General features: G+C 62.3%; 12 protein-coding genes. 7 read left to right on the top strand and 5 right to left on the bottom strand.

Annotated features, from left to right (window positions below; genetic code table 11):
• Positions 1-32 precede the first annotated feature (32 nt).
• Complete coding sequence (locus KI242_RS22705) at positions 33-311, bottom strand: DUF3509 domain-containing protein (RefSeq protein ID WP_015636588.1); 279 nt, start codon at positions 309-311, stop codon at positions 33-35.
• 681 nt (positions 312-992) lie between these two features.
• On the opposite strand from KI242_RS22705, the gene KI242_RS22700 reads away from it, so the two are divergent.
• The 5 genes from KI242_RS22700 to KI242_RS22680 all read left to right on the top strand — a co-directional run bounded on the left by KI242_RS22700 (position 993) and on the right by KI242_RS22680 (position 6,769).
• On the top strand, positions 993-2,831 hold the full coding sequence (locus tag KI242_RS22700; RefSeq protein ID WP_015636587.1) for a long-chain-acyl-CoA synthetase: 1,839 nt from the start codon (positions 993-995) through the stop codon (positions 2,829-2,831).
• Positions 2,832-2,928: 97 nt separating this feature from the next.
• Positions 2,929-3,447 carry an ankyrin repeat domain-containing protein gene (locus KI242_RS22695; RefSeq protein ID WP_011062613.1) on the top strand — a complete coding sequence of 173 codons (519 nt, stop codon included), beginning with the start codon at positions 2,929-2,931 and terminating at the stop codon, positions 3,445-3,447.
• A gap of 109 nt (positions 3,448-3,556) precedes the next feature.
• On the top strand, positions 3,557-4,087 hold the full coding sequence (locus KI242_RS22690) for a hypothetical protein (protein ID WP_011062612.1): 531 nt from the start codon (positions 3,557-3,559) through the stop codon (positions 4,085-4,087).
• A gap of 85 nt (positions 4,088-4,172) precedes the next feature.
• Positions 4,173-4,364 (top strand): PLDc N-terminal domain-containing protein, encoded by a 192-nt coding sequence (locus KI242_RS22685; protein WP_015636585.1) that lies wholly within the window; start codon positions 4,173-4,175, stop codon positions 4,362-4,364.
• Between the two features lie 317 nt (positions 4,365-4,681).
• A complete protein-coding gene (locus tag KI242_RS22680) occupies positions 4,682-6,769 on the top strand; it encodes an LTA synthase family protein (protein ID WP_011062610.1) in 2,088 nt (695 codons plus the stop codon).
• Between the two features lie 162 nt (positions 6,770-6,931).
• Here KI242_RS22680 and KI242_RS22675 read toward each other — a convergent pair whose 3' ends face one another.
• Positions 6,932-7,084: a DUF3309 family protein gene (locus KI242_RS22675; RefSeq protein ID WP_007945780.1), complete on the bottom strand. Its 153-nt coding sequence runs from the start codon at positions 7,082-7,084 to the stop codon at positions 6,932-6,934.
• A gap of 308 nt (positions 7,085-7,392) precedes the next feature.
• On the opposite strand from KI242_RS22675, the gene KI242_RS22670 reads away from it, so the two are divergent.
• Both KI242_RS22670 and KI242_RS22665 read left to right on the top strand, forming a co-directional pair.
• Positions 7,393-8,208: an SDR family oxidoreductase gene (locus tag KI242_RS22670; protein WP_011062608.1), complete on the top strand. Its 816-nt coding sequence runs from the start codon at positions 7,393-7,395 to the stop codon at positions 8,206-8,208.
• A gap of 65 nt (positions 8,209-8,273) precedes the next feature.
• The gene (locus KI242_RS22665; RefSeq protein WP_011062607.1) at positions 8,274-8,606 is read left to right on the top strand and encodes a YnfA family protein; all 333 of its coding nucleotides are present in this window, start codon (positions 8,274-8,276) and stop codon (positions 8,604-8,606) included.
• A gap of 36 nt (positions 8,607-8,642) precedes the next feature.
• Here KI242_RS22665 and KI242_RS22660 read toward each other — a convergent pair whose 3' ends face one another.
• The 3 genes from KI242_RS22660 to ngg all read right to left on the bottom strand — a co-directional run bounded on the left by KI242_RS22660 (position 8,643) and on the right by ngg (position 12,011).
• Positions 8,643-8,870, bottom strand: coding sequence for a YheU family protein (locus KI242_RS22660; RefSeq protein WP_011062606.1), 228 nt, complete (start codon positions 8,868-8,870; stop codon positions 8,643-8,645).
• A gap of 84 nt (positions 8,871-8,954) precedes the next feature.
• Positions 8,955-10,139: an osmoprotectant NAGGN system M42 family peptidase gene (locus tag KI242_RS22655; RefSeq protein ID WP_015636583.1), complete on the bottom strand. Its 1,185-nt coding sequence runs from the start codon at positions 10,137-10,139 to the stop codon at positions 8,955-8,957.
• A 126-nt stretch (positions 10,140-10,265) separates the two neighbouring features.
• On the bottom strand, positions 10,266-12,011 hold the full coding sequence (ngg, locus tag KI242_RS22650; RefSeq protein ID WP_065365447.1) for an N-acetylglutaminylglutamine synthetase: 1,746 nt from the start codon (positions 12,009-12,011) through the stop codon (positions 10,266-10,268).
• Positions 12,012-12,014 lie beyond the last annotated feature (3 nt).

Here is a 12,014-nt window from a genome sequence, read left to right as displayed (position 1 = left end):
GGGCCGGCCCGGACAGGTGCAGCGCAAGCGGCTTACGCGCAGTGGTAAGTCGGCAGGGCAAAGCGGTTCTGGCTTTGCAGCATGGAGATCTGTGGCAACTCACTGGCCTGTTCGGCCAAGTCCCGACGAATTGCGCTGATGACCCACGACAGTTGGTCGGCGGCGTGCAACTGTGCGTAGGAGATCGAACGCTTGAACTGTTTGCCTTCGCTGTTGCGCAGGGTCAACAGGATGCCACCGTCAGGGCGTGGTTGGGTGGTCACTTCGAAGTTGGAGAACAGGGAAGAAAATTTTTCTTGGATCAGGCTCATGTCTATCAGCTCCGTTAGCTCTTGAAGGGCAAGCGTGGAGTGATAGGTGCAGCGATTGTGCCAGTATCGTTTTTTTAAAATATCCTTTAAAAACAATAGCTTATAAAAATCCAAAAAGCGCCTGTTCGTGCAAATTGCATGAATGGCCATCGTGCATCCTGCATTTTGCAGGTCCGCAGGGGGTGTTGGCGGGTGCCGTGGCAGTGTTGTGACCGCGGGCCAGGGTGGAAAATTCAATCGTTGAAGCGGGGACAAGTACGCTGCGTGGGGAGACCGAGGGTAGATACAAAAGTTTGCAAAAACCCCGTGTACAGCGTCGCGAGAGCTGACGTATTTTCCAGCCAGTCACGTTGGTTCAACCTGGCCTCGACGGCCCCGCGAAAGCGGCTTGAACGGCGTTTCTGCGACATGGAATGTGTTGTGGCGCGATCTTGCGATCCCGCCCGACCAATAATAAGAACATAGGACGCTCTCCATGAACCTTTCCTGCGCCTCATCGCCGGTGCTCTTTGCAGCCCTGCGCTTGTCCTGCCTTCATCCCTTGGCGAGAGATATCCACAGCTCCCGCGTGCCGCTCGCCGCACCCTGGATCGCTACCCCCGGTTGAGCCTTGCGCCGCTGTTGCCAACGCCCGGCCGGCCAGGCCCGGGCCCAGATCCTTGCTGTGCAACCGGAGCAAACATGAACAAGCACAAGAGCGACATGATCACCTGGGGCATGATGCTGCGTAAGGTGCCCTCCATTGCCAGGGCACTGCCGCGGGTGGTGCGGGGCATGAAGGCGGGCAATATCGACAACCCGGACCAGCCCTGCGGCCTGGGCTGGAGCTTTGAGCAGGCGACCCTGCGCAACCCCGAGGGGCCGGCCTTGCTGTACGGTGATCGGGTGCTCAGTTATGCACAGGTCAATCAATGGGCCAACCGCATTGCTGCCTACCTGCAGGAGCAGGGCATCGGCAAGGGTGATGTGCTGGCGATCTTCATCGAGAACCGCCCGGAATTGCTGGTCACGGTGCTGGCGGTGGCCAAGCTCGGAGGCATTTGCGCGATGCTCAACACCGCGCAGACCCAGGGCGTGCTGGCGCACAGCCTGGCGTTGGTGAAACCGGCGGCGATCATCCTCGGCGGCGAGCTGCAGGCCGCTTACTCGGCGGTACGCGAGCAGGTGGGCATCGATCCGCAGCGCACCTGGTTCGTGGCCGATCAGGACACCTTTGCCGACCCCGGGCCGACCCCCGAGGGAATGCGCAACCTGATGGCCGAGAGCGCCGGTTACCCATCGGACAACCTGGCGCAGACCCAGCGCATCTTCCTCAACGACCCCTGCTTCTACATCTATACCTCCGGCACCACGGGGCTCCCCAAGGCCGGGATCTTCAAGCATGGGCGCTGGATGCGCACCTCTGCCGGCTTCGGCACCATCGCCCTGGATATGCAGCCCGGCGACGTGGTGTATTGCACCTTGCCGCTGTACCACGCCACCGGTCTGTGCGTGTGCTGGGGTTCGGCGATTACCGGCGCCTCGGGCTTTGCCATCCGCCGCAAATTCAGCGCCAGCCAGTTCTGGGATGACGTGCGCCGCTACAAGGCCACGACCGTGGGTTATGTCGGGGAGTTGTGCCGCTACCTGATCGACCAGCCGGCTTGCGCACGGGATACCGAGCACGGGGTCTCGAAGATGATCGGCAACGGGCTGCGCCCGGGCGTCTGGAGCGAGTTCAAGCAACGTTTCGGCGTCGGTCATATCTGTGAGTTGTATGCCGCCAGCGACGGCAATATCGGTTTCAGCAACATCCTCAACTTCGACAATACCGTGGGCTTTTCCCTGATCCCCTGGGCGCTGGTGGAATACGCCCACGACACCGGTGCGCCACTGCGCAACAGCCAGGGCTTCATGCAGAAGGTGGCCAAGGGCGGCCAGGGGCTGCTGCTGGCGAAGATCGACGACAAGGCGCCCCTGGATGGCTACACCGACCCGGAAAAGAACCTCAAGGTGATTCTCAAGGACGTATTCGAGAAGGGCGACTGCTACTTCAACACCGGCGATCTGCTGCGCGATATCGGCTTTGGCCATGTGCAGTTCGTCGACCGGCTGGGAGATACCTATCGCTGGAAGGGCGAGAACGTTTCCACCACCGAGGTGGAGAACGTCCTCCTGGGGCACCCGCAGGTTGCCGAGGTGGTGGCCTATGGGGTCGAGATCCACAACACCAACGGTCGGGCCGGGATGGTGGCGATCACTCCGGCAGAATCCCTGGCGACCCTGGATTTCAGCGAGTTGCTGCAGTTCGCCCGGCAGCAGTTGCCGGCCTACGCAGTGCCGCTGTTCCTGCGGATCAAAGTGAAGATGGACACCACAGGCACCTTCAAGTACCAGAAGAGTCGCCTCAAGGAGCAGGCATTCGATCTGCAGCAAATCGGTGACGAGCCGGTGTATGCCTGGTTGCCGGGCTCGGATACCTACGTGCGGCTGACCCCGCAGATTCTCGCGGACATTCAGGGCGGGCGCCTGCGTTATTGATTCTGCCTATGGTGGCTCTCGGGAAAAAAGGGATGACAGGCTGGCGCCGGCTTGGGGAAACTAGCGCCTTTCCGAATTGCCGAACCTGGAGTTTCCGATGACCGACAAAAGCCGCCAGATGACTGAAGAAGAGGCCGCCCAGTTTGTCGAACAGGTGTTCAACGTGGCCCGCCAGGGCGACGCACAGATGCTCGACAAACTGGCTGCCAGTGGCCTGCCGGTCAACCTGCGCAATCACAAGGGCGACACGCTGCTGATGCTCGCCGCCTATCACGGCCATGTGGACGCGGTGCAGGTGCTGCTCAAGCACCAGGCCGACCCCGAGATCCGCAACGACAATGGCCAGAGCCCGATTGCCGGGGCTGCCTTCAAGGGCGACCTGGCGGTGGTCAAGGCGCTGGTGGAGGGGGGCGCCCAGGTGGAAGGCTCGTCCTTCGACGGACGTACCGCGCTGATGATGGCGGCGATGTTCAACCGCACGGAAATCGTCACCTACCTGATCAGCCAGGGCGCCGACCCCAAGGCCCGCGACAGCAATGGCGTGAGTGCCCTGGAAGCGGCCAAGACCATGGGCGCCATGGATACCACGGCGCAGCTCGAAAAACTCCTGGCCTGAGCCGGCGATGATCGGGGCGCGCGGGCGTCAGGTACTGCCTGGCGTGATAGCTCGGGCACTTTAGGCTATCCTTCGCGCCCCTTGATTTCCTCGCTTCCAGGATGTGCCCATGAAAACCGCCCTTATCGAACTCATTAGCAAGATCAGCTCCGGGTGCATGGGCGATGCCGAGATCCAGCAGATCGCCGAGGAGGCGAGCCAGGCCTACGCCGACCCTCAGGGATTCCTGGCAGCCAACCCGGATATCAACTACGACGACAGCTTCCCCATTCCCCTGGGGGAATGGGTGGTGGTCGGCAGCCTGCCGGAAACCGTGTTGTTTCAGGCCGATACCTATGTCGACCTGTTCGCCCAGATCGTCGCCTCGTTCGGCAAGGACGTGGCTTTCAACATCAAGCCCAAGCAGTTGGCCAAGATCGAAGCCCTGACGGCCTTGAACCGCATCCAGATCCAGATGGGCAGCATGAACCCGGAAAACGGTGGCTATGTGTTGATGAACTTCAGCCAGTTGCTGGATGACGAGTTGCAGATGGTACTGGTCTACGGCAACGACGTGCCGCGGGTGCTGGAGCTGTGCGCTGAGGTCGGGATCGCCGCAGCGCCGGCCCTGGAGGCCTTGAAGGTCGCCGTTCATGTCTGAAGCCCGAGCGGCTGTGGAATAAAACGGAACCCTGATCCAGCACGGCTATCCTAAAGAGGCACGCCATCATTTAGGGAGCGACACCATGGGTTCCACCTTCAATGGCCTGGTTGGCCTGATCATTCTGGCCCTGGATATCTGGGCCATCATCAACGTACTCAAAAGCGGCGCCGAAACCGGGATGAAGGTCCTCTGGGTGCTCTTGATCATTCTCCTGCCGGTGCTGGGGCTGATCATCTGGGCGATCGCCGGGCCGCGAGGCAATGTGCGGCTCTGAAGCGGGAGACGCAGGTTGCACAGGGAAAAGGGCCGTCAGGCCCTTTTTTGTGTGACTAAACATGCGTTGAACGAAATTTTCACAAACGCTCTAAGACAATTCGCCGGCGCTTTTTCCCCGGTATAACTCTCTGTAATCTCTTGTCCCAGAGCCGTTGGCAGTGGGTTTTTCGGTGCTGCCCACTAATCAATGGCAATGCCTTGAGTGATCGTGCAACATTTGCGCACCGCGAATTCCCCCGTCGCCCTGGCGGCAACAAGAGGGCAGAACGCAGCTTTATCTTTGCAACTTAAACTTCCAATGGGTCCTAAAACCACATGGCAAACTCGGATGCCCTGAGTCAGCAGCGATCCTCGAATCGCCTGCTGCAACCGACCGTTAAATCCCATCTGGCCTACACGCTGTTGTGCGCCCTGGTCATGATGGTGATGCTTTCCCTGTTGCGCGTCGCGCTGCTGATCTACAACCGCGAGATGATTCTCGACACTCCGGCCTCGACCTTCCTCGAAGCGTTTGCCAACGGGCTGCGTTTTGACCTGCGGCTGGTGGTCTACCTCAGCGTACCGCTGCTGCTGGCGCTGTTCAGCGCCCGGGCCATGGCGGCTCGCGGGGTGTTGCGCTTCTGGCTGACAGTCACCTCCAGCATCGCGCTGTTCCTCGGCCTGATGGAGATGGACTTCTACCGAGAGTTCCACCAGCGCCTCAACGGCCTGGTCTTCCAGTATGTGAAGGAAGATCCGAAAACCGTGATGAGCATGCTCTGGTACGGCTTCCCGGTGGTCCGCTACCTGCTGGCCTGGGCCGTGGGCACCTGGATCCTGAGCCTGGCATTCAAGGGGGCCGACCGCGCCACCCGACCCCGCGGCCCGTTCAGCGGCGGCAATGTCGGCACCCGGCAGATTGCCCCCTGGTATGCGCGCATTGCGGTGTTCGTGGTGTGTCTGCTGATCTGCGTGGTTGCAGCCCGTGGCACTCTGCGCCAGGGCCCGCCGATGCGTTGGGGTGACGTCTACACCACCGAATCCAACTTCGCCAACCAGTTGGGCCTCAATGGCACGCTGCAACTGATGGCGGCGGCCAAGGATCGTCTGTCCGAGGACCGCACCAATATCTGGAAGGCCACCTTGCCTCAGCCTCTGGCGCAGCAGACCGTGCGCGACATGCTGCTGGTGCCGAGTGACAAGCTGGTGGATGCCGACATCGCCGCTGTACGCCGCACCTACACGCCGGATGGGGAAAAGACCCTGCCGATCAAGAACGTCGTGGTGATCCTGATGGAAAGCTTCGCCGGGCATTCGGTGGGCGCCCTGGGACGTCCGGGGGAGATCACTCCGTACTTCGACAAACTGTCCAAGGAAGGTCTGCTGTTCGACCGCTTCTTCTCCAACGGCACCCACACCCATCAGGGCATGTTCGCCACCATGGCGTGCTTCCCCAACCTGCCTGGCTTCGAATACCTGATGCAGACCCCGGAAGGCAGCCACAAGCTGTCCGGCCTGCCGCAACTGCTCAGTGCTCGCAACTACGATGACGTGTATGTCTACAACGGCGATTTCGCCTGGGACAACCAGTCGGGGTTCTTCAGCAACCAGGGCATGACCAACTTCATCGGCCGTAACGACTTCGTCAATCCGGTGTTCTCCGACCCGACCTGGGGCGTGTCCGACCAGGACATGTTCAACCGCGGCCTGGAAGAGTTGAAGGCCCGGGAAGGCAAGGGGCCGTTCTATGCCCTGCTGCAGACCCTGTCCAACCACACGCCGTATGCCCTGCCCACGCCTTTGCCGGTGGACAAGGTGACCGACCGCGGCAGCCTCAACGAACACCTGACGGCCATGCGCTACTCCGACTGGGCCCTGGGCCAGTTCTTCGAGAAAGCGCGCAAGGAGCCTTACTTCAAGGAAACCCTGTTCGTGGTGGTGGGCGACCATGGCTTCGGCAACGAGCAGCAGATCACCGAAATGGACCTGGGGCGCTTCAACGTGCCCATGCTGATGATCGCTCCGGGCATCCAGGAAAAGTTCGGCCAGCGTGACCACACCGTGGGCACCCAGATCGACATCGTGCCCACCATCATGGGTCGCCTGGGTGGCGACGTACTGCACCAGTGCTGGGGGCGCGACCTGCTCAACCTGCCGGAAGGCGACAAGGGCTTCGGCGTGATCAAGCCTTCGGGCAGTGACCAGACCGTAGCGCTGCTGACGGCGGACCGGGTGCTGGTACTGCCCAAGGAAATGCCGCCACGGCTGTACAAGTACGAACTGGGTTCGGCACCGGGAGGCGAACTGATCCCGGATTCTGCCGATGAGGCGCAGCTCAAGCAGAAGCTGGAATCCTTCCTGCAGACGGCGACCAAGAGCTTGCTCGACAACACCGCAGGCGTGGTCAACGGGAAACCGGACTAAACGCTGTAGCGCCGGCCCTGTCATGCGGGGTTGGCGCAAGTTGCCCGCGTGAATAAAACACCCCACAAGTGGGGTGTTTTTTATTCGGGCTAATAAAAAGGCGCCGGTGAAGACCGGCGCCTTTTTACGTTCAAACATGCTCTGGGGCGAGCAATAAGGGCGTTATATCCTGCCCAGCAGCAAGAGTACCAACAGCACCACCAGCACGACGCCAATGATTCCTGAAGGCCCATAACCCCAGCTTCTGGAGTGCGGGAATACTGGCAGGCCGCCAATCAGCAGCAGAATCAGAATAACGATCAGAATGGTGCCCATGGCTGTTTCCTTATTGGAATAGAGTTGAACAACGCAGTTATTCAAGGACAAGTTCGTTTTAGGGATAAAGCGAACCGCTTAATAAATCCGACTCTGCGCCCTTCCAGAAAATTCCAAGTATTTTTAAAGCTTTCCGCTTTCGGTCTTATTTCCTTTGCGCCTGCCCGGAGCAGGGGGGGCGGATGACAGGTCGGGGGCACCGGGCCGGCGGTTTGCCCGGGGCATTCAGCACCCTGATGGTGCGTGGGTGGCGCAGGGGCCTTCGCTACACTGCGGCTCATCTTCCCCGGAACAACAAGGCAACTCTTATGCAAAATCGCATGATGATCACTGGCGCCGGCTCCGGCCTGGGTCGCGAAATCGCTTTGCGCTGGGCCCGCGAGGGCTGGCGGCTGGCCTTGTCCGATGTCAGCGAGGCGGGCCTGCAGGAAACCCTGAAACTGGTGCGTGCAGCCGGTGGTGACGGTTTTGTGCAGCGTTGCGATGTGCGTGACTACAGCCAGTTGACCGCCTTCGCTCAGGCCTGCGAGGTGAAGTTCGGCGGCATCGACATCATCGTCAACAACGCCGGCGTGGCCTCTGGCGGGTTCTTCAGCGAACTGTCGCTGGAAGATTGGGACTGGCAGATCGCGATCAACCTGATGGGGGTGGTCAAGGGCTGCAAGGCCTTCCTGCCGCTGCTGGAGCAGAGCAAGGGCAAGATCATCAATATCGCTTCCATGGCGGCCTTGATGCAGGGCCCGGCCATGAGCAACTACAACGTGGCCAAGGCCGGAGTGGTGGCGCTTTCCGAGAGCCTGTTGATCGAGCTCGCGCAGCAGGAAATCGGCGTGCATGTGGTCTGCCCGTCGTTCTTCCAGACCAACCTGCTGGACTCCTTCCGGGGGCCGACCCCGGCCATGAAGGCCCAGGTGGGCAAGTTGCTGGAAAACTCGCCGATCACCGCCGCCGAGATCGCCGACTACATCCATGCCCAGGTCGATGCCGGCCAGTTCATGATCCTGCCCCATGAGCAGGGCCGTATGGCCTGGGCCCTGAAGCAGAAAAATCCCCAGGCGCTGTACGACGAAATGACCCTGATGGCCGACAAGATGCGCGCCAAGGCCAAGCAAAGCGCCAGTTGAGCTTGCCCAATCCCCCTGGGCGTCGTTAGGGTTGCCGGCATCCGACAATCCTGACGAGTTCCTGCATGCTCAATTACCTGTGGTTCTTCCTCGCCGCGCTGTTTGAAATCGCCGGCTGCTATGCGTTCTGGATGTGGCTGCGTCAGGGCAAGAGTGCCTTGTGGGTGATTCCCGCGCTGGTCAGCCTGACCCTGTTCGCCCTGTTGCTGACCAAGGTCGAGGCCACCTACGCCGGGCGCGCCTATGCCGCCTACGGAGGCATCTATATCGTCGCTTCGATTGGCTGGCTGGCAGTGGTGGAGCGGGTACGGCCCCTGGGTTCGGATTGGCTGGGGCTGGCGCTGTGCGTGATCGGGGCCAGTGTGATTCTGTTCGGCCCGCGCTTTTCCAATGGCTGAATAACCCGGCCCAGAGAAGCTGGGCCGGGGGTAGGGTCAGTCGAACAGCTCCTTGGGCACATCGTGCTTGAGCATCAGTTGGCACTGTTCGCTGTCCGGATCGAAGACGATTACCGCCTGGCCCTTGGTCAAGGCCTGGCGCACCCGCAGCACACGGGTCTCCAGGGGCGTTTCATCACCGTTGTCGGTGCCCTCGCGGGTTACGAAGTCCTCGATCAGGCGGGTCAGGGTGTCGACTTCAAGTTGGTCGTGGGGAATCAGCATGGGGGCCTCCGGCAAACAATCCGGGATCCTACTGCGCCCGGGGCCGTGCCGCCAGCCAGGGCGTGCACAAACGCCGGGGCGGGTTCAGGATTTCTGCCCCACCAGGCTGTCCACCGAGGGCACCCGGGTATCGCTTTCCATTTGTGCATCGTGCTCCAGTTGATGGCTGAAGCGGTCCAGTGAGCCCTGGGCCGGTTGCGCGTCGCTGGCAAATACCGGCGGGCTGAGGATGTAGGCCCCCAGCAGGCGGCTGAGTGCCGCCAGGCTGTCGATATGGGTGCGCTCATAGCCGTGGGTGGCGTCGCAACCGAAGGCCAGCAGCGCAGTGCGGATGTCGTGGCCGGCGGTGACCGCCGAATGGGCGTCGCTGAAGTAGTAGCGGAACAGGTCGCGACGTACCGGCAACTCGTGTTCGCCGGCCAGGCGCAGCAGGTGGCGGGACAAGTGATAGTCGTAGGGGCCGCCGGAGTCCTGCATGGCCACGCTCACCGCATGCTCGCTGGAGTGCTGGCCCGGGGCGACCGGGGCAATGTCGATGCCGACGAACTCGCTGACGTCCCAGGGCAGGGCCGCTGCTGCACCACTGCCGGTTTCTTCGGTGATGGTGAATAGCGGATGGCAGTCGATCATCAGCGGCTCGCCGCTGTCGACTATGGCCTTGAGCGCGGCCAGCAGCGCGGCGACACCGGCCTTGTCGTCCAGGTGCCGGGCGCTGATATGGCCGCTTTCGGTGAACTCGGGCAAGGGGTCGAAGGCAACAAAGTCACCCACGCCTATCCCCAGGGATTCGCAGTCGGCGCGGGTGGTGCAGTAGGCATCCAGGCGCAGCTCGATGTGGTCCCAACTGATGGGCAGTTCGTCCACCGCGGTGTTGAAGGCGTGCCCGGAGGCCATCAGCGGCAGGACGCTGCCGCGCAATACGCCGTTGTCGGTGAACAGGCTGACCCGGCTGCCCTCGGCAAAGCGGCTGGACCAGCAGCCCACCGGGGCCAGGGTCAGGCGGCCGTTGTCCTTCACCGCGCGCACGCTGGCGCCAATGGTGTCCAGGTGCGCCGAGACGGCCCGGTCCGGGCTGTTCTTCTGGCCCTTGAGGGTGGCGCGAATGGTGCCGCGACGGGTCAGCTCGAAGGGGATGCCCAGTTCTTCAAGGCGTTCGGCGACATAGCGCACGATGGTGTCGGTAAAGCCGGTGGGGCTGGGAATGGCGAGCATTTCCAGGAGGACTTTCTGCAGGTAGGCGAGGTCGGGTTCGGGAATCTTGCGGGTCATGGAAACTCCTGATGAGAAACGGCCATCGATGGTTTCGATGAGGGCATGGATGGAGGGCCAGGGGGCGCCTTCGCTGCCAAGCCAGCTCCTACCAGTGAGGGTAGGAGCCGGCTTGCCGGCGAAGGATCACGGCGCCGGTTGGCTGTGGGGAAACAGCAGGTCGACAAAACGTTCGGCGGTGGGTTGCGGTTCGTGATTGGCCAACCCGGCGCGTTCGTTGGCTTCGATGAACACGTACTCGGGCTGATCCGCCGCCGGCACCATCAGGTCCAGGCCCACCACGGGAATGTCCAGGGCACGGGCTGCGCGGATGGCGGCGTCGGCCAGGGTCGGATGAAGGATGCCGGTGACGTCTTCCAGAGTGCCGCCGGTGTGCAGGTTGGCGGTGCGCCGTACAAACAGCCGCTCCCCGGCGGCCAGTACGCTGTTGTAGTCGTAGCCGGCGGCGTGCAGGGTGCGCTGGGTCTCCTGGTCCAGGGGGATTTTGCTCTCGCCGCCGGTGGCCGCCTGGCGGCGACGGCTGCGGGCTTCGATCAGCGCGCCGATGGAGTGCTGACCATCACCGATGATTTCCGCGGGACGGCGGATAGCCGCTGCCACCACTTCAAAGCCGATCACCAGGATGCGCAGGTCCAGGCCTTCGTGGAAGCTTTCCAGCAATACCCGGCTGTCAAAGCGGCGGGCGTGGTCGATGGCCTTTTGCACCTCTTCGATGGTCCGCAGGTCCACCGCCACGCCTTGTCCCTGCTCGCCATCCAGGGGCTTGACCACCACCCGCTGGTGCTCGTCGAGAAAGCCCAGGTTGTCATCGGCGTTGCCCGCCAGTTGCTGCGCCGGCAGGTTCAAGCCAGCACCCTTGAGCACCTTGTGGGTCAGGCTCTTGTCCTGGCACAGGCTCATGCTGATGGCGCTGGTGAGATCGCTCAGTGATTCCCGGCAGCGTACCCGGCGCCCGCCGTGGCTGAGGGTGAACAGCCCGGCGTCGGCGTCATCCACCTGAACATCGATGCCCCGGCGATGTGCTTCCTCGACGATGATCCGCGCATAGGGGTTGAACTCCGCCTGGGGCCCGGGGCCGAGGAACAGCGGCTGGTTGATACCGTTCTTGCGCTTGATGGCGAAGGTCGACAGGGTGCGAAACCCGAGTTTGGCGTAGAGGTTCTTGGCCTGGCGGTTGTCGTGCAGCACCGACAGGTCGAGGTAGCTCAGGCCGCGGCTCATGAAGTGTTCGATCAGGTGGCGCACCAGCACTTCGCCGACGCCCGGGCGACTGCAGTCGGGGTCCACTGCCAGGCACCAGAGGCTGCTGCCGTGTTCCGGGTCCTGGTAGGCCTTGTGGTGATTGAGGCCCATGACGCTGCCGATCACCGCGCCGCTGTCTTCGTCCTCGGCCAGCCAGTACACCGGCCCGCCCTGATGGCGCGGGGTCAGCAGTTGCGGGTCGATGGGCAGCATGCCGCGGGCCTGGTACAGATGGTTGATGGCTTGCCAGTCGGCTTCGCTCTGGGCACGACGGATGCGGAAACCGCGAAATACCCGAGTGGCCTGGCGGTAATCGCTGAACCACAGGCGCAGGGTATCGGAAGGGTCGAGGAACAGTTGCGCCGGTTCCAGCCCCAGCACTTGTTGTGGCGCCGCCACATACAGAGCGATATCGCGCTCGCCAGGTCGCTCGTTGAGCAACTCCCCGGCCAGGCTGGTGGGGTCGGGAAAGGTATGGCCGATCAGCAGGCGGCCCCAACCGCAATGTACCGCGATCGGTTCGCACCCGGGTTCGCTGCCGTCTTCGGCGAAGCGCGCCTGCAGGCGTTCATAGGACGGCGCCTGGCCGCGCAGCAGGCGTTGGCTGTAAGCCGTGGCGTGAGCTTTCATCGG

The sequence above is a fragment of the Pseudomonas sp. Eqa60 genome, from assembly GCF_018326405.1.
GTDB lineage: Bacteria > Pseudomonadota > Gammaproteobacteria > Pseudomonadales > Pseudomonadaceae > Aquipseudomonas > Aquipseudomonas protegens.
The sequence above is the reverse complement of the archived record's forward strand: the minus strand, read 5'-3'. Positions and strand labels throughout refer to the sequence as shown.